Below are 22,469 nucleotides of genomic sequence, written 5' to 3'. Positions count from 1 at the left end.
AGGGTCAGGGCATGAGCATCGTCGGCTGGATCATTCTGGGGCTGTTGGCGGGCGCCATCGCGAAATTCCTGCTGCCGGGCAAGGACCCCGGAGGGTTCTTCGGTACGACCCTCATCGGTATCGCAGGCGCCTTCCTCGGGGGCTGGATCTCCGCCCGCTGGCTCCACCACCCGATCAGCAAGCACTTCTACGACGGCCCGACGTGGGCGGCCGCGATCGGCGGCTCCCTGGTGCTGCTGATCATCTACCGCGTCCTGTTCGGCGACTCACGGCGCTGACCGCATCCCTGAAGCCGCAGCCGGCAGCGGAAAAGGGTGGGCACCCCGCTCGGGGTGCCCACCCTTCCTCGTACCGGACGACGGGCCGCAGGGGCCTACCGGTAGTTCACGAACTGCAGCGCGAAGTCGAAGTCCTTGCCCTTCAGCAGGGCGATCACGGCCTGCAGGTCGTCGCGGTTCTTGGAGCTGACGCGCAGCTCGTCGCCCTGCACCTGTGCCTTGACGCCCTTCGGGCCCTCGTCGCGGATGATCTTCGCCACCTTCTTCGCGTTCTCCTGGGAGATGCCCTCCTCGATCGACGCGAAGATCTTGTACTCCTTGCCGGAGAGCTGCGGCTCACCGGCGTCCAGCGACTTCAGGGAGACCCCGCGCTTGACCAGCTTCGACTCGAAGACGTCGAGGATGGCCTTCGCACGCTCCTCGGAGTTGGCCTGCATCAGGATCTTGTCGCCGGACCAGGCGATCGAGGCACCGACGTTCTTGAAGTCGTAGCGCTGCGAGATCTCCTTGGCGGCCTGGTTGAGGGCGTTGTCGACCTCCTGCCGCTCTACCTTCGAGACGATGTCGAAACTGGAGTCGGCCATGTCCTGTGGCTCCTTGTATCGGGATGGATCGGGGTGCGTATCGGCGTGCGGGAGCGCGGCCGCCTGGCCCGGGTTCGACCCCGGGCCGCATCCGCTCAAGCCTAGTCATCCCGTCCCGCTCGAGGTGCCGACTATCGGGTGGCGAAGCACCCCCGTGCATCAGGTATCGTTTACGTCGTTGCCAGGGAGCACCGCAGAAAAGCGGCTCCACGGCAGCAACCCCCGGCGGTGTGCCCGAGCGGCCAAAGGGAGCAGACTGTAAATCTGCCGGCTTCGCCTTCCCAGGTTCGAATCCTGGCGCCGCCACGCTAGTGGGAATCGGCCCCTGACCAGCAAGTTTGGTCGGGGGCCGCTCTCGTTTCAGCCCATCCCCTCCGCCCATCGTTCCCCACGGTTCCCCCTCGATCCGGCATGCTCACAGCACGACACGGTGACCATGATCACGCGGTCGGTGGAGTCTCAGCCGGCGAGTTGTCCGCCACGGCAACTCCAGCCGCGGGCATCCGAGTGATCACCGGTCCGCAAGCTCGTCATCACTGATCACCTTTGCCATCGGGGGACCACCCTTCATGATCGGTAGGTAGCCGTCGGTTCCCAGCCTGGTCGCGAGATCATTGACGGCCACGCTCGGTCGAGTCCTGCGAGGATCTATCCGTGGACAGCCCAATGGACGATGTAAAGCAGGCGATCGCGTGCGAGTTGCAGCTCATGGATCCGCAGGTACGCGCTTCGCGGGAACGTGCCGGGCAACTCCTCGACCCGGAGTTCGTAGAGGTCGGCGGGTCGGGGCGGCGGTGGACGTACGAGTCGATGCTCGCCACACTCGCCGATCATGAAGGCAGTTCGACCGACGCTCCCCGCTACGAGCCCTCAGACATATCGGGAGTCCTCCTTGCACCGGGCCTGGTGCATCTGACGTTCGAGGCCATACTCGGCGACCGCAGGACCAGGCACAGTTCGATCTGGCGCAAGGCAGACGGAAAGGCGGGCTGGCGGATGTACTACCACCAAGCCACGCTCGTGCCGCCCGGTGTGGACTAGAGCCTCCTTTCGGCCCCTTGCCGAGGCGCAAGGTCGGCGTAGCGACGTCGGCATGGAGGTGCTTCGGCGCGAGTGATCACCTTCACCTTCACCTTCACCTTCACCTTTACCTTCACCTGTGCCTGTGTCTGTGCATATCTGGACACACAGGACTCCCGAAAGCAGGGAAGGCCCGCCCCACGGGGGTTGGGGCGGGCTGCCGGCGGGGGCACCGCCCTGCCGGAACGAAGGAGAACAGCAGGGACCTGCTCCGTTCCGCGGGTTGCCAGGACGCGGTACCGCCGGATGTCCGGGCCGGTTGTCAGCGGTCCTTGTGCACGTCGTTGCCGCGGCCGAAACCCAGCCGCTCGGCCAGCAGACCCACCACGACGCTGGCGGTGGCCACGGTCACTGCTGGGATCATCGAGTGGGCATGCACTCCTGGCGTCCACGTCAGAAGCATCAGACCAACGAGGAAGCAGGTCAGCCAACTGCAGGCAGCGTCCAGCATGTTGCCGGCGGCGGGCGAGGGACGGAGCGAGGCACGCGCGAGATGCCGCACCGGCACCGTGATGGCCATCGCCAGGCACACACACGGAGCCAGGAGCAGCAACGCCCAGAACACGGGCGCTGTCCCCTCGAATTCGATCGCCTGCGGGAAGACGGCAGCGGTGCCGAGCAGGATCAGGAGGTATACGAGGCCGACGGGGACAACCGCGAACAGCGTCAATCCGCCGACAACGGCTCCGGCCAGGAGTTTCTCACCGAAGGTCTTCGGCTCGTCGTCGCCATTGGTGTCATCCGCGGGTATGGACGGCTTCTCCATCAAGGCTCCGCTTCGGCTTTCTCCGTTGGTGGTGGGGCCTGGGACAGGCCGCGAGTGCCCGGCCATGTCCCAGAGACCCGGATCGGCGCTAGAACGCGACCAGCATGATGGCCATGGCGAGATCCTTCGCCACGTCAGTGGGGACTCCTGCCCTGACCAGGGCGATGACCAGAGCGTGCTCCCCCCAGCCCTCCACACCCTCGATGGCGTCGGCGATCTTACCGCCGTACTTGCCCGCGTACTTGGCTGCCTTCGGGTGGACGTGCTTGAGCACCTTGCCGAGCCACGTGCCGCCGTGCCGGAAAGCGGCGCAGATCAGCTTCCGCATGATCGTTCCCTGACCGAGGAACGAGCTTCCAGGCTTGCCGGTTTCCAGGGAATGCGCGTAGAGCTCGAACTGCGCGATCTCAGCGGAGTCCGCACCATCAGCCTTCATCTGCTTGATGAGGTCGCGCACTTCGGCAGCGGTGATCGCCATGTCTGACGGCGTCGCCGCAGTCCCCGCGACCAGGGTTTGTGGCACTACCGGCGTGGTGTCCTGCGCCTCGGATGCCTCCGCCAGTGGGGCCGCAGCCCCCAACGCTACGGCGACAGTGGCCGCGATGGCGGCTGCGCGCAGTATTCCCCCGCGGCTGGTCTGCGAAGCCGGACGCTGCGCAGCTGTAGACAGTCTCATGTTGCTTTTCCCTTGTTTCTTCGCCTGTCACTGGTCATGGAAACAGGCGCCATACAGCCTCGCCCATACGGAATGCTGGGCAGGAAATGCCTGAGCGAGGCCAAAGAAAGAATGTTACGAATTCCGCGTACGACGCCGATGTGGCATTACCACGCCGACAGTCGGCGGCAGCCCGGAACAAGACGACGGCACGCGCCGGTACATGTGACTTCCCCCGTGAAAATTTGAGCAACTCCTGGTCAGGGAGCGGCATCCGCACACAGGCGACTCGTGTTGTGCACTGAGCGGCGCGGCCTCACCATTAGTACCGGATATGGATCTTGTGGCGCAAGTGGAGGAGGTGTGAATGCGCGGTGGCCGCATTCTTGAGCTTCACTTGAGCATGCACGTAACAATGCTTTCCCCTGTCTTCGCGCTGAGAGGGCATCGGAGGGCACGCCAGCCCGGCGATCGCGATGAGGTCGTCGCGGTATTGCGGCACGGGTGCGGCCGGAGTTGGACGGACCAGAAGCGCGCGGCCTCCTCGGGCATGCAGGAGCCGGCCTGTTCCGCGGCTGGGAGCAACGCGGCGGTGGGGCGCCGCGCCCGCAATGGCGACGTACGAACTCCTCAAGCGGGGGGCCGATGAGACCTGGGCTGTCGCTGGTGCCGCTCTCCGGACCCGGATTTGAGCGGAATTCGGTGAAGGCGGGAACTGCCGACGAGACGCGGTTATCGCGGCAGAAGGTCATGCGGGGCACATCGCCGTTCAAGGACGTGTCCGCGGTGCGGGCGTGTGACGAACAAGTGCCGGTAGATGCCGCAGCCGTCGACTTCCAAGGCCGGCCCGGCACCCCGCCCCGGCGGGCGGGGCCGGGCAGCACGAGTACGCGCGGTGTCGCGGGGTCCATGTCCTGTGGACCGCGGGGCGGACAGGACTCGTCGGTGGGGTGAGCGGAGCCCGCCGGCGGGAGCAGCGAAGATCACATTGACCCGGTCCGGCCCTCCCCGGAGGGTTGGCTGCATGCACCATAGATCCTCGGGATCAGCACCGCCCTGGATACCCGACGGCCTCCGGTCCGCCCAGGAGGCTCCGTGCAGGGGGTGTTGAGCGGGTTCGCGGTCATCGCGGTCGTCATCGCCGTCGGTTACGTCCTCGGTCGCGGCGGCCATCTCGGCGAGCGCGGCCGGGAGGTGCTGACCAAGCTGGCCTTTCATGTGGCGTCACCCGCCCTGCTGTTCACTACGCTCGCCCACGCCGACCTGTCGGTGATCTTCTCCAGCCGGCTGCTGGTGACCGCGATGAGCACGGCCGCGGCGGCGGGCGTCTTCGTCGCGGTCGGTGTCGTACGCCACTGGGGCGTGGGCCGCACCACCATCGGCGCCCTGTGCTCCAGTTACGTCAACTCCGGCAACCTCGGTATCCCCATCGCCGTGTACGTCCTGGGCGACGCGTCCCTGGTGGCCCCGGTGCTGCTCTTCCAGGTCGTCATGGTGACCCCCATCGCCCTGACGATCCTCGACCTCTCCGGCATGGGTGAGAAGGGCCCGTGGTGGCGGCGCCTGCTGACGCCGTTGCGCAATCCGATCGCGGTGGGCTCGCTGAGCGGTGTCCTGGTCTCGGCGGCCGGCGTCCATGTCCCCGGCCCGGTCATGGACCCCATCACCCTCATCGGCAACATGTCCGTCCCGGCGGTCCTGCTCGCGTTCGGTATCTCCCTGCGCGGAGGTGCCCTGCCCGGCCGCGGCCGGGACCGCCACCCCGTGTTTCTCGCCGTGGCCCTGAAAGCGGTGGGCCAGCCGGTCGTCGCCTGGATCCTGGCGGCAAACGTCTTCGGGTTGCACGGAGCGCCACTGCTCGACGTGACGGTGACCTCGGCACTGCCGGCCGCGCAGAACCTCTACACGTACGCCGGCACATACGAGGTGGGCGAGGTGCTCGCCAGGGACGCGATTCTGCTGTCCACGGTGGTTTCGGTGCCGGTGTTGGTGGTGGTCGCCGCATTGCTGGGCTGACAGTTTCGGGGGTGTCGGCTGCGGGGTGGCGCGGGGTACCGGCCCAGGTCCGGACATCGCCGTTATCGTCGGACGTGACCTTTGGTCGTGGCGCCGCACGCGTGGGCGACGCGGCCCTGGGGCGATCCACAAGTCTGTCCGTCGCCGCTGTCCCGGGGAGCCCGAGCCATGGGTCGTATCGACTATCTGCATGATCCGGACGCTCCGCCCGCCAACTCCGTCGTTCCCTCGATCGTGGCCTTCGTGCGGGACAAGGCAGGGCGGGTGCTGCTGATTCAGCGGTCGGACAACGGCCGTTGGGCGCTGCCGGGTGGAGGGCACGACATCGGGGAGACCATCGGGGACACCGTTGTTCGTGAGGTGAGGGAGGAGACCGGGATCGAGGTGGAGGTCGTCGGCCTCAGCGGGATCTACACCGACCCCGGGCATGTCATGCGGTACGACGACGGGGAGGTCCGCCAGCAGTTCAGCCTCTGCTTCCGGGCGCGCCCGGTCGGCGGGCGGCTGCGGACCAGCTCCGAGACGACGCAGGTCCGCTGGGTGGACCCGGCGGACCTCGAGAGTCTGGATGTGCACCCCACCATGCGGCTGAGGATCGAGCACGCGATGGACGACAGCCGGCGCGCTCCCTACATCGGCTGAGCCGTCCGCCCACCCGCCCGTCCGCCCACTTCAGCGCACGGCCTGCCCGTTCGCCCTGCTCGGCGGTCGGCCCGTCCGGCCTTCCTCCGGCTCACCCGTCCACCTGTCCACCGGTTCCGTTGTCCACCCGTCCACTCGTCCACCCGTCCACTCGTCCACTCGTCTGCCTGTTCCGTCGGGTTCTCGTACGCTGACGGCATGTCGTCGCCGCGCAGGAGTTGCCCCGAGTGCCATCGGGAAATCGCCGTCGTGGCAGGGCGGTTCGCGCGGCACGATCCGCCGGGGGCGCGCGCCGACGGGGTGCTCGCATCGTGCGGGGGATCCCGCCGGCTCGCGCAGGCCGACGCCGCCCAGCCCACCCTGGACGGGTATGTCGTACCGGAGTTCCCGGATCAACTGCCGCTGTTCTGAGACGTCGATGTCGGTGTTGCGGTGTTGCGGTGTTGCGCCGTCGCGGCGTCGGTGTCGGAAGGGCGCCTCCGGCGCGGGTCAGTTCCCCGCCACGGACTTCACGGCCACCGACACGGGGGTCGAGCCGCCGATGAGTTCCAGGGTGAGACCGGCTGTCGCGGGCGTGTCGACGAGTTCCGCGAGGACCACGGCGACGTCGTCGCGAGGGATCTCACCGCGCCCGGTGTGGGCCTCCAGACGCACCAGGCCCTTGCCGGCGTCGTTCGTCAGCGCGCCGGGACGCAGGACCGTCCAGTCCAGGGACTTGTGGGCGCGTACGTAGGCGTCGGCCTCGCCCTTGGCCCGCAGATACACGTCGAAGACCTCGTCGCCCGGGTGCTCCGGGTCCGCGCCCATCGCGGAGACGACGATGAAACGGCGTACGCCGGCTCGTTCCGCCGCGTCCGCGAACTTGATCGCCGCGTCACGGTCCACGGTGTACTTGCGCTCCGCGCCACTGCCCGGGCCCGCACCCGCCGCGAAGACGGCCGCGTCGGCTCCCTCCAGGTGCGCGGCGATCTCCTCGACCGACTCGGACTCCGACTCCAGGTCGCAGACGATCGGTTCGGCGCCGCTCGCCCGCAGATCGTCGGCTTGTTCCGCGCGGCGGATGATTCCCGCGACCTCGTCACCACGCGCGGCGAGCAGCCGCTCCAGCCGCAGCGCGATCTGACCATGACCACCAGCGATGACAATGCGCATGTTTCCGACCGTACGCCCGCAGGGACGCCTTCGCCGCACGATCCCACGCGTGGCTCGATACCGACGTCCGGCCCCGGCACTGACGTCGTGTTCACTCCGGGCGGGACGTCAGGAAGGCTGGGCCCGTCCCTGGCGCGGCAGGTCCAGGGCCACCGCCGCCGAACCGCAGTACTCCCGCACCGCGCTCGTACGGGCGACCACGCGCCCTCGGTGCACCACGATCCGGCTGTACGCGAGCGAGAGCGCCCCCGCCAGCTGCTGGCCGCGCACGGCGAGCAGCTCCGCCGGAAAGCCCGCCTCGACGCGTACCTCGGGCAGCCCGAGCGCGGCCCGCGTCGAAGCGCTCACCGTGTCGTACGCGTCCTCGGGCCGGAGTCCGTACCGCGACGCGAGCAGATACGCCGCCTCCAGCGGGTCCCCGCGCCCCACCGGGTTCGCCACGTCCCTGAGCCCTCCGCTGCCCGCCGCCACCCGTACCCCGGCCGAACGAAGCAGCCGTACCGGAGCGGTGTCGCGCCGCTCGACGCCACCGCAGCCGCCCTGCGGCAGGCAGACCACCGTCACCCCGGCGGCGGCGAGCCGGTCCGCGGCGCGGGCGGCCGCCCCGGCGGGGAGCCGCGCGAGACCGCCGCACGGGCCCAGCGTCACTCCCGGGCGCAATCCGCCCGCCATCGCCGCGATCCGGGCGAGACGTGCCGGGTCGTCGGCGTCCGTGTGCAGGTCGACCGGGCAGCCGTGCTCGGACGCCAGTTCGAGGACGGTCTCCACGTATCCGGTCGGATCGGGGTCCGTGTCCGGGCAGCCGCCCACCACCGCCGCGCCCATCTTGACCGCGTCGCGCAGCATCGCGAGCCCGTCCGCCCCGGCGGCCCCGGTCAGCACCCGCGGCATCGCCACCGTCGTCAGCTCGGCGAGCCCGCTCAGCGAGCGCCGCGCCCGCAGGACCGCCGCCAGCCCCTCCAGCCCCTGGACGTCACCGATGTGGACGTGTGAGCGCAGGGCCGTGGCCCCGTGTCCGAGCTGAAGCAGCGCGGCCTCGGTGGCACGCCGCTGGACCTGTTCGGGGTGGTGCGAGACCGGCCCGTCGTCGTCCGCGGACAGGGCCGTGTCCCCGTGCGCGTGGGGCTCGGCGGGGGCCGGCAGCAGCAGATAGCCGCGCAGGTCGACGCGGGCGCCGGACGCCCCCACCGCCAGGCTGCCCGCGGTGCCGACGGCCTCGATGCGCCCGCCGCCCAGCCGTACGTCCACCGTCCGCCCGTCGGTGAGCCGCGCCCCGCAGAGCAGAAGCGCGTTCGGGTCGGCCGGTCCCGGCGTCGGGGGCGAGGAGTGGGGCGGCTGCGGTCGGTCGGGCATCGCGTTCCTGTGGCTCGGGGCGGCTGCGCACCAAGGGGCAAAGGCACGGGCAAGATCACGGAGAGTGAGTCGAGCCTAGGGTGACGACCGGGCCGGGACGGGGAGGAGCGCAATAGTCGTACCGGTGTGGTGCTTGCCTGTGCGGGGCCCCACACGGCCGCGGACGGGGGCCGTGCAATGGATTTGGGCGAACGGCGGGCAACCGTGTAATGTCTTCATCGCTCGCCCCAATAGCTCAGTCGGCAGAGCGTCTCCATGGTAAGGAGAAGGTCTACGGTTCGATTCCGTATTGGGGCTCTGGTGTGAGAGGTTCCCGCCGTCAGGCGGGGTCCGATCGCATCACAGCGGTGTAGCTCAGTCGGTAGAGCAAGCGGCTCATAATCGCTGTGTCACCGGTTCAAGTCCGGTCACCGCTACTCACAGTAGCCGATTGTGGGGTCGGTCCTTCGATCGGCTACTCTTTCTTGCGTTAAACTCGTCTACCCGTTCGTCAAGGAGCACTCACGTGGCTGCCACCGACGTCCGCCCGAAGATCACGCTGGCCTGCGTGGAGTGCAAGGAGCGGAACTACATCACCAAGAAGAACCGGCGTAACAACCCGGACCGTCTTGAGATGAAGAAGCACTGCCCGCGTTGCAACGCGCACACCGCGCACCGCGAGACGCGATAAATCAGGCTCGTACGCGAGGCCGTCCCTTCAGCCTGAAGGGGCGGCCTCGCGGCGTTACGCCCGCCGGAGCCACGCCTCACGCCGGCCGGACGGGAGAATGGTCCGCGCCGCACCGGCCGGGCGAAGCGCCCGCCGTGACGGCGTCGGCGGCCTCGGTGAGGCCGGATCCGCAGAGTAACCAGGAGGTGCCGAGCCCATGGCGCTCGACCAGTCCTTCGTGGGGCGGTCCTACCCGCCCACCGAGCCCTACGAGGTGGGCCGGGAGAAGATCCGCGAGTTCGCGGAGGCGATCGGGGACGCCAACCCGGCCTACACCGATCCGGAGGCCGCCAAGGCACTCGGCCACTGCGATGTGATCGCCCCGCCGACCTTCGTCTTCGCGATCACCTACAAGGCCGCGGGCCAGGTCGTCCAGGACCCCCGACTCGGCCTCGACTACAGCCGGGTCGTGCACGGTGACCAGAGGTTCACGTACACCCGTCCGGTCCGTGCCGGTGACCGGCTGAGCGTGACCTCGACCATCGAGTCGATCAAGTCGCTGGCCGGCAACGACGTCCTGGACATCCGCGGCGAGGTGCACGACGAGGCGGGCGAGCACGTGGTGACCGCCTGGACCAAGCTCGTGGCCCGGGCGCCGGAAGAGGAGGCGTGACGCACATGACCGCGAAGATCGCGTACGACACCGTCGAGGTCGGCACGGAGCTGCCGACGCAGACCTTCCCCGTCACCCGCGCCACGCTCGTGCGGTACGCGGGAGCCTCCGGAGACTTCAACCCGATCCACTGGAACGAGAAGTTCGCCAAGGAGGTGGGCCTGCCGGACGTCATCGCGCACGGCATGTTCACCATGGCCGAGGCGGCCCGTGTGGTGACCGACTGGGTCGGCGACCCGGGCGCGGTCGTGGAGTACGGGGTCCGCTTCACCCGGCCCGTCGTCGTCCCCAACGACGACCAGGGCGCTCTCATCGAGGTCAGCGGCAAGGTCGCGGCCAAGCTCGACGACCAGACCGTCCGCGTCGACCTCACGGCGACCAGCGCCGGCCAGAAGGTGCTGGGCATGTCCCGGGCGGTCGTACGACTGGCCTGACGGCGTGCGGCAACGGCCGACCGAACCTCACGGCCGACGGCTGAGCCGCCTCCCGACGCCTCGTCCACCCGTACGCGGACCGCGTACGGGTGTGTCGGGGCTGCCGGTGGCGTCTCGTAGTCTTGGCGCGTGCAGGAACTCCACGACGCCCCGCTCGCCCCGCTGACCTCCTTCCGGCTGGGCGGCCCCGCGACCCGCCTGATCACCGCCACCACCGATGCCGAGGTGATCGCCGCCGTCCGCGAGGCCGACGACTCCGGTACCCCGCTGCTGCTGATCGGCGGCGGATCCAACCTGGTCATCGGCGACAAGGGCTTCGACGGCACCGCCCTGCGCATCGCCACCAAGGGGTTCTCCCTGGACGGCACGGCGCTGGAGCTGGCCGCCGGCGAGGTGTGGACCGACGCCGTCGCCCGCACGGTGGAGGCGGGACTCGCCGGAGTCGAGTGCCTCTCCGGAATCCCCGGCTCCGCGGGGGCGACCCCCATTCAGAACGTGGGGGCGTACGGCCAGGAGGTCTCCTCCTCGATCACGGAGGTGGTCGCGTACGACCGCGAGGCGGGCGAGACGGTCACGCTGACGAACGCCGAGTGCGCGTTCTCGTACCGCCACAGTCGCTTCAAGGCCGACCCCGACCGCTATGTCGTCCTGCGCGTCCGCTTCGCACTGGAGGACGCGCAGGGACTGTCGGGGCCGATCAGGTACGCCGAGACGGCCCGCGCCCTCGGCGTCGAGCCGGGCGGGCGGGTGCCGCTGGCCAGGGCCCGTGAGACGGTCCTCAAGCTGCGTGCGGGAAAAGGCATGGTGCTGGATGCCGAGGACCACGACACCTGGTCGGCGGGATCCTTCTTCACCAACCCGATCCTCACGAACGAGGAGTTCGCCGCCTTCCACGCGCGCGTGAAGGAGCGGCTGGGCGAGGACGCGGAGCCGCCCGCGTACGCGGCGGGTGACGGCCACACCAAGACCTCCGCGGCCTGGCTCATCGACAAGGCGGGCTTCACCAAGGGGTACGGCACCGGGCCCGCCCGCATCTCCACCAAGCACACCCTCGCCCTGACCAACCGCGGCGGCGCGACCACCGAGGACCTGCTGGCCCTGGCCCGTGAGGTCGTGGCCGGCGTCCGGGAGGCCTTCGGGATCACGCTGGTCAACGAGCCGGTCACGGTGGGCGTCAGCCTCTGAGGCGCTCCCGTCCCGGCCGGGGTCCTAGTAGGCCAGTCCCACCCCCTGCTTCACCGTCCCCGGGTCGCCGGTCATCGCCAGCATCGCGTGGGCCACGTCGGCGCGGGCGATGAAGCGGCCCCCGCGCGGGAAGCCGCCGACGACCGTGCGGTAGGAGCCGGTGAGCGGTTTGTTCCGGAGACGCGGCGGGCGGACGACCGTCCAGTCCGTGGCACTGCGCGCCAGCTCGGCCTCCATCTCCCTCAGGTCGGCGTAGACGTCCTTGAGCAACGCCGAGACGACACCGCGCACCGTGCGGTCGAGCATCCCGCCCCCCTCGGGCTCCGGGCCGACCGGACCGGCGCTGACCACGAGCAGTCGACGCACTTCCTCGGCCTCCATGGCGCTCACCACCGTGCGGGTGAGCCGGGTGGCGACCCCGGCGTCCTTGCGGCTGCGCGCGCCGAGCCCGGACAGCACCGCGTCGCGGCCGGCGACGGCGGGACGGACCTCGTCCGTGGCGGACAGGTCGGCGCGGAACACCTTCAGGTTCGCCCCCGTCACGGTGAGCCGCGCCGGATCCCGGACCACCGCGGTGACCTCGTGTCCCGCGTCCAGCGCCTGCCGCACGATCTCCTGACCGATGCCTCCGGTGGCACCGAAAACGGTGAGCTTCATGGGTACTCCCGTACGCCGTTGTCCAGGTGAGATGGGTGGGTGAGTATTTACTCACCCACGTCGCCTTCTAGGGTGGGTAAGTACTCACCCACCCGTCAAGCCCCGGGAGCGGCCATGGAATCCTTGGTGCCCATGCAGCAGACGCAGCCCAAGCCGGCCCGGGTCCGTATCCTCGACGCCGCCCACGACCTGATGCTCACCGTCGGGCTGGCGCGGGCCACCACCAAGCAGATCGCCAAGGCGGCGGGCTGCTCCGAGGCGGCGCTGTACAAGTACTTCCCGAGCAAGGAAGAACTGTTCATCGAGGTCCTGCACGAGCGCCTGCCGCGGCTCACCCCGCTGCTGCGCAGCCTGGCCGCCGAGCCCGGGCAGCGCACCCTGGAGGAGAACCTCACCGAGATCGCCCGCCGGGCGGCCCTCTTCTACGAGCAGAGCTTTCCGATCGCGGCCTCGCTGTACGCGGAGACCCAGCTCAAGCGGCGGCACGACGAGGCGATGCGGCAGATGGGGGCGGGGCCGCACGTGCCCATCGAGGGCGTCGCCGCCTATCTGAGGGCCGAGCAGAGCGCCGGGCGGGTCCACGCCGACGCGGACACCTTCGCGGCCGCGTCCCTCCTCCTCGGCGCCTGTGCACAGCGCGCCTTCGCCTACGACGCGACGGAGACCGGTGCGCGGCCGCCCGTGGAGGACTTCGCACGCCGCCTCGCGCGGACGCTGCTGGGCGGGATCTCCGTGACCGAGAGCCCGTGACGGCCGTGCGGCTCCCCCCGGCGGCCGTGCCGGGAGCCCCTCCGTCGGCCGCGCCCAGAGCCGCGCCCCGTCACGCGGCCGGTGCGTCGAGCCAGGCGTCCACCCCCGCCAGCAGCTTCGCCTTCACCTCCGCGGGGGCCGCCGACCCGCGGAGCGACTGCCGGGCCAGTTCGGCCAGTTCCGCGTCCGTGAAGCCGTGGTCCCGGCGGGCGATCTCGTACTGCGCCGCGAGGCGCGAGCCGAACAGCAGCGGGTCGTCCGCGCCCAGCGCCATCGGGACGCCCGCCTCGAACAGCCTCCGCAGGGGGACGTCCTCGGGCTTCTCGTAGACGCCCAGCGCGACGTTCGACGCCGGGCACACCTCGCACGTCACCCCGCGGTCCGCCAGGCGCTTCAGCAGCCGCGGGTCCTCCGCCGCGCGCACCCCATGGCCCACCCGATCGGCGTGCAGGTCGTCCAGGCAGTCGCGCACCGAGTACGGCCCCGTCAGCTCGCCGCCGTGTGGGGCCGACAGCAGCCCGCCCTCCCGGGCGATGGCGAAGGCGCGGTCGAAGTCCCGGGCCATGCCCCGGCGTTCGTCGTTCGACAGACCGAAGCCCACGACGCCGCGGTCCCGGTAGCGCACCGCCAGGCGCGCCAGGGTGCGGGCGTCCAGAGGGTGCTTCATCCGGTTCGCGGCGACCAGCACGCGCATCCCGAGCCCGGTCTCCCGCATCGCCGTGTCCACCGCGTCCAGGATGATCTCCAGCGCCGGGATGAGACCGCCCAGTCGCGGCGCGTACGACGTCGGGTCGACCTGGATCTCCAGCCACACCGACCCGTCCCTGATGTCCTCCTCCGCGGCCTCCCGCACCAGCCGCTGGATGTCCTCCGGCTCTCTCAGGCATGAGCGCGCCGCGTCGTACAGCCGCTGAAAGCGGAACCAGCCCCGCTCGTCCGTCGCCCGCAGCTTGGGCGGCTCCCCGCTGACCAGCGCGTCCGTCAGGACCTCGGGCAGCCGTACGCCGTACTTGTCGGCCAGTTCCAGGAGGGTGGCGGGCCGCATCGACCCGGTGAAGTGCAGATGGAGATGGGCCTTCGGCAGCTCAGAGACATCACGTACGTGCTCCATCCCAGGATCCTGCCGCACCTCCCGGGCGTCCCGGTAGCGGTTTCCCCGTACGTGGTCTTGATCGCACAAATGAAGGGGGCGCGGCGGGTACGTCCACCCACCGCGCCCCCTCGAGGCGTGAGGCCTCGAGACGTCGGTCCCCGGCCTCGGAGACGTCAGTCCCGGGCCTCCGCCAGCAGCTTCTGGATCCGGCTCACGCCCTCGACCAGGTCCTCGTCACCGAGGGCGTAGGACAGCCGCAGATAACCGGGGGTGCCGAAGGCCTCGCCGGGAACGACCGCGACCTCGGCCTCCTCCAGGATCAGCGCGGCCAGCTCCACCGTGTTCTGCGGGCGCTTGCCGCGGATCTCCTTGCCGATCAGCGCCTTCACCGACGGGTACGCGTAGAACGCGCCCTCCGGCTCCGGGCAGAGCACGCCGTCGATCTCGTTCAGCATCCGCACGATGGTCTTGCGGCGCCGGTCGAAGGCCTCGCGCATCTTCGCGACCGCCTCGAGGCCGCCGGAAACGGCCGCCAGGGCCGCCACCTGAGCGACGTTCGACACATTGGACGTCGCGTGCGACTGAAGGTTCGTCGCCGCCTTCACCACGTCCTTGGGGCCGATGATCCAGCCCACACGCCAGCCCGTCATCGCGTACGTCTTGGCGACGCCGTTGACCACGATGCACTTGTCGCGCAGCTCGGGCAGGAGCGCCGGCAGGGACACGGAGACCGCGTCGCCGTAGACGAGGTGCTCGTAGATCTCGTCGGTCAGCACCCACAGGCCGTGCTCCACGGCCCAGCGGCCGATGGCCTCGGTCTCCGCCTCGGAGTACACCGCGCCGGTCGGGTTGGAGGGTGAGACGAAGAGCACGACCTTCGTCTTCTCCGTGCGGGCGGCCTCCAGCTGCTCGACGGAGACGCGGTAGCCGGTCGTCTCGTCCGCGACGACCTCCACCGGGACGCCGCCGGCCAGTCGGATCGACTCCGGGTAGGTCGTCCAGTACGGCGCCGGGACGATCACCTCGTCGCCCGGGTCCAGGATCGCGGCGAAGGCCTCGTAGATGGCCTGCTTGCCGCCGTTGGTGACCAGCACCTGGGAGGGGTCCACCTCGTAGCCGGAGTCGCGCAGCGTCTTGGCGGCGATCGCGGCCTTCAGCTCGGGCAGGCCGCCGGCCGGCGTGTAGCGGTGGTACTTCGGGTTCTTGCAGGCCTCGACGGCCGCTTCGACGATGTAGTCCGGCGTCGGAAAGTCGGGCTCGCCCGCGCCGAAGCCGATCACCGGGCGCCCGGCGGCCTTGAGGGCCTTGGCCTTGGCGTCCACGGCGAGGGTGGCGGACTCGGAGATCGCGCCGATCCGGGCGGAGACCCGACGCTCGGTGGGAGGGGTTGCAGCGCTCATGGACCCCATCGTTCCAGACCGGAAACGCACGCGGCACACGGGTTTCACAGACTGAACCACCCCGGGCCGACGACTGGACACCAGTCCGGATCCGCGCGGTGGCCTGGCCGATCTTCGGCGGGCAAAGTCCGTACGGGTGCTTTCTGTTCGACGACCGGCCGCGGACCACGTACACTCTCACCTCGTTGGCCTCCAGCGGCGGCGATCGTGCCGGTGCACACCGAGCACCCGGCCGGATGCGGTACGTTGGGGTACACAACAAAGGGTCGTAGCTCAATTGGTAGAGCACTGGTCTCCAAAACCAGCGGTTGGGGGTTCAAGTCCCTCCGGCCCTGCTACACACTCCCCGATCAGGAAGTGTGCGCACAGTACGTATGTATTGCACTCGCCGTGCGGCTCCACCGGGCGCGGCACGGCCACGACCCGGGAATCAGGTGAGGACGAGTGACGGACGCCGTGGGCTCCATCGACATGCCTGACGCCCAGGATGAGGTGCAGGAGTCGAAGAAGAAGTCGCGCAAGGGCGGCAAGCGAGCCAAGAAGGGCCCGCTGAAGCGCCTTGCCCTCTTCTACCGCCAGGTCGTCGCGGAGCTCCGCAAGGTCGTCTGGCCGACCAGGAACCAGCTGACGTCGTACACCACAGTGGTGATCTTCTTTGTCGCGATCATGATCGCCCTGGTGACTCTGATTGACTATGGACTCAGCCACGCCGCCAAGTACGTCTTCGGCTGAGCCGAGAGCGAAGGACGCCGAGGTGCCCGGCGTCCCTTTCGCGTGTTCCACCCCTATGTATCCAGGAAGAAGCAGCCACCGTGTCTGACCCGAACCTGAACGACGCCGTTGAGCCACGCGGCGAGTCCGCCGAGTCCGTGGATGACGAGCTCGACATCGTCGAGGGCGCGGACGAGCGGGACGAGTTCGAGGCTGCCGAAGCCGAGGCGGGCGAGCCGGCCGAGGAGGCCGCCGTGCGCGTCGTGGACGAGGACGAGGCCGTCGGCCAGGATGAGGCCGCCGACCAGGACGAGGCCGCCGAGGACGAGGCCGCCGAGGAGGCCGCGCCGGTCGACCCCGTCGAGGCCCTTCGTGAGGAGCTGCGCTCGCTGCCCGGCGAGTGGTACGTGATCCACACGTACGCCGGCTACGAGAACCGCGTGAAGACCAACCTCGAGCAGCGTGCCGTCTCGCTGAACGTCGAGGACTACATCTTCCAGGCCGAGGTGCCGCAGGAAGAGGTCGTCCAGATCAAGAACGGCGACCGCAAGACCATCCGCCAGAACAAGCTCCCGGGCTATGTCCTGGTGCGCATGGACCTGACGAACGAGTCCTGGGGCGTCGTCCGCAACACGCCCGGCGTCACCGGCTTCGTGGGCAACGCCTACGACCCGTACCCGCTGACCCTGGACGAGATCGTCAAGATGCTCGCCCCGGAGGCCGAGGAGAAGGCCGCGCGCGAGGCCGCCGAGGCCGAGGGCAAGCCGGCTCCGCAGCGCAAGGTCGAGGTCCAGGTGCTGGACTTCGAGGTCGGCGACTCGGTCACCGTCACCGACGGCCCGTTCGCCACGCTCCAGGCGACCATCAACGAGATCAACGCCGACTCCAAGAAGGTCAAGGGCCTCGTGGAGATCTTCGGCCGCGAGACGCCGGTCGAGCTGAGCTTCGACCAGATCCAGAAGAACTAACCCTTCTGGTACAACCGCTTCCGATCAGGTCAGGCAGGCTGCGAAAGCCGGTCTGACCTGCTCGGTTTTTGGCCCCGCGACGGTACCCGTTATCGTTGTGCGGTATGCCTCCATCCGGATGATCCGGATCGGATGGCGAAAAACTCTCACTAAGGACCCGGAGAGAGCAATGCCTCCCAAGAAGAAGAAGGTCACGGGGCTCATCAAGCTCCAGATCCAGGCCGGTGCCGCCAACCCGGCCCCGCCGGTCGGTCCGGCGCTGGGTCAGCACGGCGTCAACATCATGGAGTTCTGCAAGGCCTACAACGCCGCGACCGAGTCGCAGCGTGGTTGGGTCATCCCGGTGGAGATCACGGTCTACGAGGACCGTTCCTTCACCTTCGTCACCAAGACGCCGCCGGCCGCCAAGATGATCCTCAAGGCCGCGGGCGTCGAGAAGGGCTCCGGCGAGCCGCACAAGACCAAGGTCGCCAAGATCACCGAGGCGCAGGTCCGCGAGATCGCCCAGACCAAGATGCCCGACCTCAACGCCAACGACCTGGACGCCGCCGCGAAGATCATCGCCGGTACCGCGCGTTCCATGGGCGTCACGGTCGAGGGCTGACCCTCACCTTCGTAGATCATGCGGCCGTAGAAAGCCGCACGTGGCAGGGCCTGCTCGGCCCGTACCACGACTCCTTTCAGAACACACAGGAGCAGTTGTGAGCAAGCGCAGCAAGGCTCTCCGCGCTGCGGACGCCAAGGTCGACCGGGAGAAGCTCTACGCCCCGCTCGAGGCCGTCCGTCTCGCCAAGGAGACCTCCACGACCAAGTTCGACGGCACCGTCGAGGTCGCCTTCCGTCTGGGTGTCGACCCGCGCAAGGCCGACCAGATGGTCCGTGGCACCGTGAACCTCCCGCACGGCACCGGTAAGACCGCCCGGGTCCTGGTCTTCGCGACCGGTGACCGTGCCGAGGCCGCTCGTGCCGCGGGCGCCGACATCGTCGGCGCCGACGAGCTGATCGACGAGGTGTCGAAGGGCCGTCTGGACTTCGACGCCGTAGTCGCCACCCCGGACCTCATGGGCAAGGTCGGCCGCCTCGGCCGCGTGCTCGGTCCCCGTGGTCTGATGCCGAACCCCAAGACCGGCACCGTGACCCCGGACGTGACGAAGGCCGTCACCGAGATCAAGGGCGGCAAGATCGAGTTCCGCGTCGACAAGCACTCGAACCTGCACTTCATCATCGGCAAGGTGTCCTTCGACGACACGAAGCTGGTGGAGAACTACGGTGCGGCGCTGGAGGAGATCCTCCGTCTGAAGCCGTCCGCCGCCAAGGGCCGCTACATCAAGAAGGCCGCCATCACCACCACGATGGGCCCCGGCGTTCCGGTCGACCCGAACCGCACCCGCAACCTCCTCGTCGAGGAGGACCCGGCCGCCGTCTGATCCGACGAAAGCCGCGGGCACGCGCAGCCGACGCCGGGCCCCGCACCTTCGCAGGTGCGGGGCCCGGCGTTTTCGTATGTTCTCCGCCCCGGGAGCCCCGGGAGCCCCGGGAGCCCCGGAAGGCCCGGAAGCCCCGGTGAGTCCGGCAAGGGGCACATGCCGTTTCACGTCAGGTGCGCGCCGTTTCCCCCGGTCGGAGTTAGCGTGAAGATCACTGAGCGCTCGAGGGGGGAACGGATGAGGGACAGAATCGTCAGGCGCGGGATCCTCCAGGTCGCGGCGTTCGCCGCGCTGTCCGCCGTGGCGGGGTGCAGCCTCTCCGGCGACAACGGCTCCTCCAAGGGCTCCGCGGCGCCCTCCGGCGGCCGCGCCGGCCGCGTCGACCCCCGGTCGGCCGCCGCCCTGCGCGCCGTCGAGCAGGCCACCGTCAGGGCCGGGTCCGCCAGGATCGAGTCCTCCACCGCGATGGGCGCGATGCTCTCCCTGAAGACGAACGGCGCGCTCGGCTGGTCCGGCGACCCGGTCGGCACCCTGCGCATCACCTACACCGGCGGACAGCTCGCATCCACCATGCACGAGCTGAGCAGCACCTCCATGGAGGCGCGGCTGTTGCCCGACGCCTACTACGCCCGGGTCGGCGAGACGTTCGCCCGCCGCCTTCGGGGCCGGCACTGGATCCGCTACGGCTACGGCGATCTGGCGGCCCTGCCAGGCGGCTCGGGCGCCTCCCTCACGGACCAGCTGCGCAACACCGCGCCGCTCCAGCCGGTCCGGCTGCTGCGCGCCTGCGGGAACGTGCGCAGGGTGGGCGAGGAGACGGTGCGCGGACGGCACACCACGCACTACTCGGGCACGGTCGACCCGGCGGCCCTCACCGGCGAGGACGCCGCCGCTCTGAAGGAGCAGCTGGAGCAGGCCGAGGTCACCGCGGAGACCGTCGACATCTGGGTGGACGACCGCGGCCTGCTGGTCAAGAAGGTGGAGAAGGGCGAGCTGGCCGGCGGTCGGATGGCCGCCACGGCCTACTACCGCGACTACGGCGTGAAGGTCTCGGCCGGCCGGCCCGCGGCGACGGACACCGTCGACTTCAAGGAACTGATGAGCGGCCGGGGCTCATAGCACACTCCAGTTCGACGCCTGCTACCGGGAATTGACGCGCCACTGTCAGCCCTTCGGGATAAGCTCGCGGTCTTGTTATGGATCAGCCATGGGTTCTCTTGGGGGGAATCATGACCTTTGCAGTGCGGAACCGGGTGGAGCGCGGAGCGGCGGGTGCCGTGATCGCGGCCCTGGTCCTGGGTGGCGGAGCGGTCGCCTGTTCGAAGGGCACCGAGGAGAAGTCGCCGGAGATGACGCCCGCCGCGGCCGTCGCCGAGGCCGCGAAGACCGCCCAGCAGATCACGTCCCTGCACTACCGGATGACCGGTAAGGTGCCGGGCGCGGGCCAGGTGCAGGCCGAGGCCCGGATGAGCATGAAGCCGCTCGCCATGAGCATGAAGATGACGGCGTCGGAGCAGAAGACCGCGGGTCCGGTCGAGATCCGGCTCGTCGACAAGGCGATGTACATCGGCGGGGGTGCCGAGGCCGCCAAGGAGATGGGCGGCAAGCACTGGATCAAGTTCGACCTGGCCGCGCTCGGTGCGGACAAGCAGCTGAACACGCAGCAGCTCGGGGCCGGTCAGGCGGGCCAGAACCCGGCCCAGGACTCCACCTTCCTCACCAGCTCCAAGCATGTGACGAAGGTCGGCGTCGAGACCGTCGGCGGCGTGAAGACGACCCACTACAAGGGCGACCTCACCCTCGCGGACATGCGCGCCTACCTCAAGGCCCAGAAGCTGGACGAGGCCACTCTCAAGCAGCGCGAGAAGAGCCTCGACCAGTACGCCAAGATGGGCGCCGACAAGATGTCCATGGACATGTGGATCGACGGCAGCAACCACACCAAGCAGTTCCGGATGCGCGGTGACGCCGCCCAGGGCCCGCTGGACATGACCATCACCTTCCTCGACTACAACAAGCCGGTGACGGTGACGGCCCCGTCCGCCAAGGACACGGCCGACCTCGCCGAGATGATGAAGGGCGCCCAGCAGGGCTGAGCCCCGTAGCGCCCGGGAGCGGATTTGCCTGCCGGCGATCCGTTCCCGTACTCTCCTACAGAAGCCAAAGACCGCTGGTCGTTGCCGTGCGCTCGGATGAGGGTGCGGTGGCCGAAGGATCCGCTGCACTGCGGACGACCCGCGCAGGTGACTGTGGAAGAACTCCCGGAGTACGTGCGTCATCCGCGCGTGCGGCCGGTCGAGTCCGCCCCGTGCGCCTGCGCCGGGGCGTTTGTTTTTGCCCAGCCCCTTCCGAGCGGTCCTCATCACCCGGAAGGAGGCCGACGCTCTATGGCAAGGCCCGACAAGGCTGCCGCGGTAGCCGAGCTGGCGGAGCAGTTCCGCAGCTCGAACGCCGCCGTGCTGACCGAGTACCGGGGTCTCACCGTGGCGCAGCTCAAGACGCTGCGTCGTTCGCTCGGTGAGAACGCCCAGTACGCCGTGGTGAAGAACACGCTGACCAAGATTGCGGCCAACGAGGCCGGGATCACGACGCTCGACGACCTGTTCAACGGTCCGACGGCGGTTGCCTTCGTCACCGGTGACCCGGTGGAGTCGGCGAAGGGTCTTCGTGACTTCGCCAAGGACAACCCGAACCTCGTCATCAAGGGCGGTGTCCTTGAAGGCAAGGCGCTGTCCGCCGACGAGATCAAGAAGCTTGCGGACCTCGAGTCCCGCGAGGTTCTGCTCAGCAAGCTGGCCGGTGCCATGAAGGGCAAGCAGTCGCAGGCTGCCGCGCTCTTCCAGGCGCTGCCGTCGAAGCTCGTCCGCACCGTGGACGCTCTTCGCGCCAAGCAGGCCGAGCAGGGCGGTGCCGAGTAATTCGGCTCGCGCACTGACCGCCGCCCGAGGCGACGGTCGTAGCGGGCCGAACGTACGCCCGCCACACATGTACATCCGGCACCAGCCGACTTATTGGAAGGATCGCCCATCATGGCGAAGCTCAGCCAGGAAGACCTGCTCGCGCAGTTCGAGGAGATGACCCTCATCGAGCTCTCCGAGTTCGTGAAGGCGTTCGAGGAGAAGTTCGACGTCACCGCCGCCGCTCCGGTCGCCGTCGCCGCCGCCGGTGCCCCGGGTGCCCCGGCCGCCGAGGCCGAGGAGGAGAAGGACGAGTTCGACGTCATCCTCACCGGCGCCGGCGAGAAGAAGATCCAGGTCATCAAGGTCGTGCGTGAGCTGACCTCCCTCGGCCTGAAGGAGGCCAAGGACCTGGTCGACGGCACCCCGAAGCCGGTCCTGGAGAAGGTCAACAAGGAGCAGGCCGAGAAGGCCGCCGAGGCCCTCAAGGGCGCCGGCGCCTCCGTCGAGGTCAAGTAACACCTCCTAGGGTCCCCACAGGGATCCACGGGCCCGCACAGGGCTCACCGGGCCGTACGGGGCTTCGCTCCGTACGGCCCTTTCGCGTGCTCGGGCCACGGTTCACTCGAACGCCGCAGCCGGCACCACCGGGATTCCGGTCGCGGCTCACTCGTAGGGCTGTAACGCGAACACGGCGAAGGGCGATCATCCATCCGGGTGGTCGCTCTTCGCCGTTCAGGGGGGTCCGGTGGCGGCTGCCTTGCGGCTGTCGCCGCGGGGAGTATGGTGATCTTCGTCGTGCCTCCCGAGGGCCGTGGTGACCGCTGCAAGTGACGATGGCAGCATCCGGTTCGGCCATGGGGGCCTTGACGAACTGCACGCAGCGCGCAATTCTCAGGACGCGTCGTCACAACGATCCGGATCCGAGGCATGGATCGACGACGAAGAGGGCAGTATCGATGTGCATCGAGGGCGTGGCTTGCCGCAGGTGTTGAGGGAGAACGAGGGCCTCTGTCGTGAGCCTGCAAACCCGCACTGGACATCAGTGTGCCAAGTGGCTACACTGACCCTTTGCGCTGCCTGTTAGCTGCCTCCTGCC

Annotated in this window: 26 protein-coding genes and 4 tRNA genes; 22 read left to right on the top strand and 8 right to left on the bottom strand. The window is 69.2% G+C overall.

All coding sequences use genetic code 11. The features are described 5' to 3' along the window. Window positions 1-11 precede the first annotated feature (11 nt). Window positions 12-278, top strand: coding sequence for a GlsB/YeaQ/YmgE family stress response membrane protein (locus tag ABZ876_RS03575; protein ID WP_361773577.1), 267 nt, complete (start codon window positions 12-14; stop codon window positions 276-278). A 95-nt stretch (window positions 279-373) separates the two neighbouring features. Here ABZ876_RS03575 and ABZ876_RS03570 read toward each other — a convergent pair whose 3' ends face one another. After that, complete coding sequence (locus ABZ876_RS03570; RefSeq protein WP_361773574.1) at window positions 374-862, bottom strand: YajQ family cyclic di-GMP-binding protein; 489 nt, start codon at window positions 860-862, stop codon at window positions 374-376. A 224-nt stretch (window positions 863-1,086) separates the two neighbouring features. On the opposite strand from ABZ876_RS03570, the gene ABZ876_RS03565 reads away from it, so the two are divergent. Both ABZ876_RS03565 and ABZ876_RS03560 read left to right on the top strand, forming a co-directional pair. Then, window positions 1,087-1,168, top strand: a tRNA-Tyr gene (locus tag ABZ876_RS03565). A gap of 360 nt (window positions 1,169-1,528) precedes the next feature. Next, complete coding sequence (locus ABZ876_RS03560) at window positions 1,529-1,903, top strand: DUF4440 domain-containing protein (RefSeq protein ID WP_361773571.1); 375 nt, start codon at window positions 1,529-1,531, stop codon at window positions 1,901-1,903. Between the two features lie 301 nt (window positions 1,904-2,204). On the opposite strand, the gene ABZ876_RS03555 is transcribed toward ABZ876_RS03560, so the two are convergent. Continuing rightward, the gene (locus ABZ876_RS03555) at window positions 2,205-2,708 is read right to left on the bottom strand and encodes a hypothetical protein (protein WP_361773568.1); all 504 of its coding nucleotides are present in this window, start codon (window positions 2,706-2,708) and stop codon (window positions 2,205-2,207) included. Window positions 2,709-2,796: 88 nt separating this feature from the next. Further along, window positions 2,797-3,186 (bottom strand): hypothetical protein, encoded by a 390-nt coding sequence (locus ABZ876_RS03550; protein WP_361773565.1) that lies wholly within the window; start codon window positions 3,184-3,186, stop codon window positions 2,797-2,799. A gap of 1,272 nt (window positions 3,187-4,458) precedes the next feature. Between ABZ876_RS03550 and ABZ876_RS03545 the strand changes: the two genes are divergently transcribed. From ABZ876_RS03545 to ABZ876_RS03535, 3 genes are all read left to right on the top strand, one after another. Beyond that, the gene (locus ABZ876_RS03545; protein ID WP_361773562.1) at window positions 4,459-5,379 is read left to right on the top strand and encodes an AEC family transporter; all 921 of its coding nucleotides are present in this window, start codon (window positions 4,459-4,461) and stop codon (window positions 5,377-5,379) included. Window positions 5,380-5,547: 168 nt separating this feature from the next. Further along, a complete protein-coding gene (locus ABZ876_RS03540; RefSeq protein ID WP_361773560.1) occupies window positions 5,548-6,021 on the top strand; it encodes an NUDIX domain-containing protein in 474 nt (157 codons plus the stop codon). 198 nt (window positions 6,022-6,219) lie between these two features. Then, window positions 6,220-6,432 carry a hypothetical protein gene (locus tag ABZ876_RS03535; RefSeq protein WP_361773557.1) on the top strand — a complete coding sequence of 71 codons (213 nt, stop codon included), beginning with the start codon at window positions 6,220-6,222 and terminating at the stop codon, window positions 6,430-6,432. Window positions 6,433-6,510: 78 nt separating this feature from the next. Here ABZ876_RS03535 and ABZ876_RS03530 read toward each other — a convergent pair whose 3' ends face one another. Then, window positions 6,511-7,173: an SDR family oxidoreductase gene (locus tag ABZ876_RS03530; RefSeq protein ID WP_361773555.1), complete on the bottom strand. Its 663-nt coding sequence runs from the start codon at window positions 7,171-7,173 to the stop codon at window positions 6,511-6,513. A gap of 108 nt (window positions 7,174-7,281) precedes the next feature. Continuing rightward, window positions 7,282-8,526 carry an amidohydrolase family protein gene (locus tag ABZ876_RS03525; protein WP_361773552.1) on the bottom strand — a complete coding sequence of 415 codons (1,245 nt, stop codon included), beginning with the start codon at window positions 8,524-8,526 and terminating at the stop codon, window positions 7,282-7,284. 224 nt (window positions 8,527-8,750) lie between these two features. On the opposite strand from ABZ876_RS03525, the gene ABZ876_RS03520 reads away from it, so the two are divergent. The 6 genes from ABZ876_RS03520 (at window position 8,751) to ABZ876_RS03495 (ending at window position 11,467) form a co-directional block, all read left to right on the top strand. Further along, a tRNA-Thr gene (locus ABZ876_RS03520) sits at window positions 8,751-8,823 on the top strand. A gap of 46 nt (window positions 8,824-8,869) precedes the next feature. Beyond that, a tRNA-Met gene (locus ABZ876_RS03515) sits at window positions 8,870-8,942 on the top strand. An 89-nt stretch (window positions 8,943-9,031) separates the two neighbouring features. Then, on the top strand, window positions 9,032-9,196 hold the full coding sequence (gene rpmG, locus ABZ876_RS03510) for a 50S ribosomal protein L33 (RefSeq protein ID WP_003948671.1): 165 nt from the start codon (window positions 9,032-9,034) through the stop codon (window positions 9,194-9,196). A 196-nt stretch (window positions 9,197-9,392) separates the two neighbouring features. Continuing rightward, window positions 9,393-9,848, top strand: a complete 456-nt coding sequence (locus tag ABZ876_RS03505) for a MaoC family dehydratase N-terminal domain-containing protein (RefSeq protein WP_361773549.1) — start codon at window positions 9,393-9,395, stop codon at window positions 9,846-9,848. Between the two features lie 5 nt (window positions 9,849-9,853). After that, a complete protein-coding gene (locus tag ABZ876_RS03500; RefSeq protein WP_361773546.1) occupies window positions 9,854-10,282 on the top strand; it encodes a MaoC family dehydratase in 429 nt (142 codons plus the stop codon). 129 nt (window positions 10,283-10,411) lie between these two features. After that, window positions 10,412-11,467 (top strand): UDP-N-acetylmuramate dehydrogenase, encoded by a 1,056-nt coding sequence (locus ABZ876_RS03495; RefSeq protein WP_361773543.1) that lies wholly within the window; start codon window positions 10,412-10,414, stop codon window positions 11,465-11,467. A gap of 24 nt (window positions 11,468-11,491) precedes the next feature. On the opposite strand, the gene ABZ876_RS03490 is transcribed toward ABZ876_RS03495, so the two are convergent. Then, entirely contained in the window at window positions 11,492-12,124 is a 633-nt protein-coding gene (locus ABZ876_RS03490; protein WP_361773540.1) for an SDR family oxidoreductase, read from the bottom strand. 114 nt (window positions 12,125-12,238) lie between these two features. Between ABZ876_RS03490 and ABZ876_RS03485 the strand changes: the two genes are divergently transcribed. Further along, entirely contained in the window at window positions 12,239-12,874 is a 636-nt protein-coding gene (locus ABZ876_RS03485) for a helix-turn-helix domain-containing protein (protein WP_361773537.1), read from the top strand. A gap of 70 nt (window positions 12,875-12,944) precedes the next feature. Here ABZ876_RS03485 and ABZ876_RS03480 read toward each other — a convergent pair whose 3' ends face one another. Together ABZ876_RS03480 and ABZ876_RS03475 are read right to left on the bottom strand one after the other, a co-directional pair. After that, on the bottom strand, window positions 12,945-13,985 hold the full coding sequence (locus tag ABZ876_RS03480) for an adenosine deaminase (protein WP_361773534.1): 1,041 nt from the start codon (window positions 13,983-13,985) through the stop codon (window positions 12,945-12,947). 155 nt (window positions 13,986-14,140) lie between these two features. Continuing rightward, window positions 14,141-15,367: a pyridoxal phosphate-dependent aminotransferase gene (locus ABZ876_RS03475; protein ID WP_361773531.1), complete on the bottom strand. Its 1,227-nt coding sequence runs from the start codon at window positions 15,365-15,367 to the stop codon at window positions 14,141-14,143. Window positions 15,368-15,629: 262 nt separating this feature from the next. Between ABZ876_RS03475 and ABZ876_RS03470 the strand changes: the two genes are divergently transcribed. The 9 genes from ABZ876_RS03470 to rplL all read left to right on the top strand — a co-directional run bounded on the left by ABZ876_RS03470 (window position 15,630) and on the right by rplL (window position 21,889). After that, window positions 15,630-15,702 (top strand) — tRNA-Trp (locus ABZ876_RS03470). A 109-nt stretch (window positions 15,703-15,811) separates the two neighbouring features. Next, the gene (secE, locus tag ABZ876_RS03465) at window positions 15,812-16,099 is read left to right on the top strand and encodes a preprotein translocase subunit SecE (protein ID WP_361773528.1); all 288 of its coding nucleotides are present in this window, start codon (window positions 15,812-15,814) and stop codon (window positions 16,097-16,099) included. 80 nt (window positions 16,100-16,179) lie between these two features. Beyond that, complete coding sequence (nusG, locus tag ABZ876_RS03460; protein WP_361773525.1) at window positions 16,180-17,046, top strand: transcription termination/antitermination protein NusG; 867 nt, start codon at window positions 16,180-16,182, stop codon at window positions 17,044-17,046. A 169-nt stretch (window positions 17,047-17,215) separates the two neighbouring features. After that, the gene (gene rplK / locus ABZ876_RS03455; RefSeq protein WP_030747472.1) at window positions 17,216-17,650 is read left to right on the top strand and encodes a 50S ribosomal protein L11; all 435 of its coding nucleotides are present in this window, start codon (window positions 17,216-17,218) and stop codon (window positions 17,648-17,650) included. 97 nt (window positions 17,651-17,747) lie between these two features. After that, on the top strand, window positions 17,748-18,473 hold the full coding sequence (rplA, locus tag ABZ876_RS03450; RefSeq protein ID WP_361773521.1) for a 50S ribosomal protein L1: 726 nt from the start codon (window positions 17,748-17,750) through the stop codon (window positions 18,471-18,473). Window positions 18,474-18,710: 237 nt separating this feature from the next. Beyond that, the gene (locus ABZ876_RS03445) at window positions 18,711-19,592 is read left to right on the top strand and encodes a hypothetical protein (RefSeq protein WP_361773518.1); all 882 of its coding nucleotides are present in this window, start codon (window positions 18,711-18,713) and stop codon (window positions 19,590-19,592) included. Window positions 19,593-19,702: 110 nt separating this feature from the next. Continuing rightward, window positions 19,703-20,569 carry a DUF1396 domain-containing protein gene (locus ABZ876_RS03440; RefSeq protein WP_361773515.1) on the top strand — a complete coding sequence of 289 codons (867 nt, stop codon included), beginning with the start codon at window positions 19,703-19,705 and terminating at the stop codon, window positions 20,567-20,569. A gap of 291 nt (window positions 20,570-20,860) precedes the next feature. Beyond that, window positions 20,861-21,391 (top strand): 50S ribosomal protein L10, encoded by a 531-nt coding sequence (gene rplJ / locus ABZ876_RS03435; RefSeq protein ID WP_234513459.1) that lies wholly within the window; start codon window positions 20,861-20,863, stop codon window positions 21,389-21,391. A gap of 111 nt (window positions 21,392-21,502) precedes the next feature. After that, window positions 21,503-21,889 carry a 50S ribosomal protein L7/L12 gene (rplL, locus tag ABZ876_RS03430; RefSeq protein ID WP_361773512.1) on the top strand — a complete coding sequence of 129 codons (387 nt, stop codon included), beginning with the start codon at window positions 21,503-21,505 and terminating at the stop codon, window positions 21,887-21,889. Window positions 21,890-22,469: the final 580 nt, after the last annotated feature.

The sequence above is a fragment of the Streptomyces sp. NPDC046931 genome (assembly GCF_040644655.1).
Lineage (GTDB): Bacteria > Actinomycetota > Actinomycetes > Streptomycetales > Streptomycetaceae > Streptomyces.
Note: the sequence above shows the minus strand (reverse complement) of the source record. Positions and strands in the feature narration are given on the sequence as shown.

What these genes read in the sequence shown, in the direction of transcription:
- ABZ876_RS03550 (WP_361773565.1), bottom strand. Translation starts at nt 3,186, where the DNA reads ATGGCGATCACCGCTGCCGAAGTGCGCGACCTCATCAAGCAGATGAAG.
- ABZ876_RS03500 (WP_361773546.1), top strand. Translation starts at nt 9,854, where the DNA reads ATGACCGCGAAGATCGCGTACGACACCGTCGAGGTCGGCACGGAGCTG.
- rplL (WP_361773512.1), top strand. Translation starts at nt 21,503, where the DNA reads ATGGCGAAGCTCAGCCAGGAAGACCTGCTCGCGCAGTTCGAGGAGATG.
- ABZ876_RS03490 (WP_361773540.1), bottom strand. Translation starts at nt 12,124, where the DNA reads ATGAAGCTCACCGTTTTCGGTGCCACCGGAGGCATCGGTCAGGAGATC.
- ABZ876_RS03445 (WP_361773518.1), top strand. Translation starts at nt 18,711, where the DNA reads ATGAGGGACAGAATCGTCAGGCGCGGGATCCTCCAGGTCGCGGCGTTC.
- ABZ876_RS03570 (WP_361773574.1), bottom strand. Translation starts at nt 862, where the DNA reads ATGGCCGACTCCAGTTTCGACATCGTCTCGAAGGTAGAGCGGCAGGAG.
- ABZ876_RS03575 (WP_361773577.1), top strand. Translation starts at nt 12, where the DNA reads ATGAGCATCGTCGGCTGGATCATTCTGGGGCTGTTGGCGGGCGCCATC.
- ABZ876_RS03555 (WP_361773568.1), bottom strand. Translation starts at nt 2,708, where the DNA reads ATGGAGAAGCCGTCCATACCCGCGGATGACACCAATGGCGACGACGAG.
- rplK (WP_030747472.1), top strand. Translation starts at nt 17,216, where the DNA reads ATGCCTCCCAAGAAGAAGAAGGTCACGGGGCTCATCAAGCTCCAGATC.
- rplJ (WP_234513459.1), top strand. Translation starts at nt 20,861, where the DNA reads ATGGCAAGGCCCGACAAGGCTGCCGCGGTAGCCGAGCTGGCGGAGCAG.
- ABZ876_RS03525 (WP_361773552.1), bottom strand. Translation starts at nt 8,526, where the DNA reads ATGCCCGACCGACCGCAGCCGCCCCACTCCTCGCCCCCGACGCCGGGA.
- ABZ876_RS03560 (WP_361773571.1), top strand. Translation starts at nt 1,529, where the DNA reads ATGGACGATGTAAAGCAGGCGATCGCGTGCGAGTTGCAGCTCATGGAT.
- ABZ876_RS03540 (WP_361773560.1), top strand. Translation starts at nt 5,548, where the DNA reads ATGGGTCGTATCGACTATCTGCATGATCCGGACGCTCCGCCCGCCAAC.
- ABZ876_RS03535 (WP_361773557.1), top strand. Translation starts at nt 6,220, where the DNA reads ATGTCGTCGCCGCGCAGGAGTTGCCCCGAGTGCCATCGGGAAATCGCC.
- ABZ876_RS03480 (WP_361773534.1), bottom strand. Translation starts at nt 13,985, where the DNA reads ATGGAGCACGTACGTGATGTCTCTGAGCTGCCGAAGGCCCATCTCCAT.
- ABZ876_RS03485 (WP_361773537.1), top strand. Translation starts at nt 12,239, where the DNA reads ATGGAATCCTTGGTGCCCATGCAGCAGACGCAGCCCAAGCCGGCCCGG.
- ABZ876_RS03440 (WP_361773515.1), top strand. Translation starts at nt 19,703, where the DNA reads ATGACCTTTGCAGTGCGGAACCGGGTGGAGCGCGGAGCGGCGGGTGCC.
- ABZ876_RS03475 (WP_361773531.1), bottom strand. Translation starts at nt 15,367, where the DNA reads ATGAGCGCTGCAACCCCTCCCACCGAGCGTCGGGTCTCCGCCCGGATC.
- ABZ876_RS03505 (WP_361773549.1), top strand. Translation starts at nt 9,393, where the DNA reads ATGGCGCTCGACCAGTCCTTCGTGGGGCGGTCCTACCCGCCCACCGAG.
- ABZ876_RS03530 (WP_361773555.1), bottom strand. Translation starts at nt 7,173, where the DNA reads ATGCGCATTGTCATCGCTGGTGGTCATGGTCAGATCGCGCTGCGGCTG.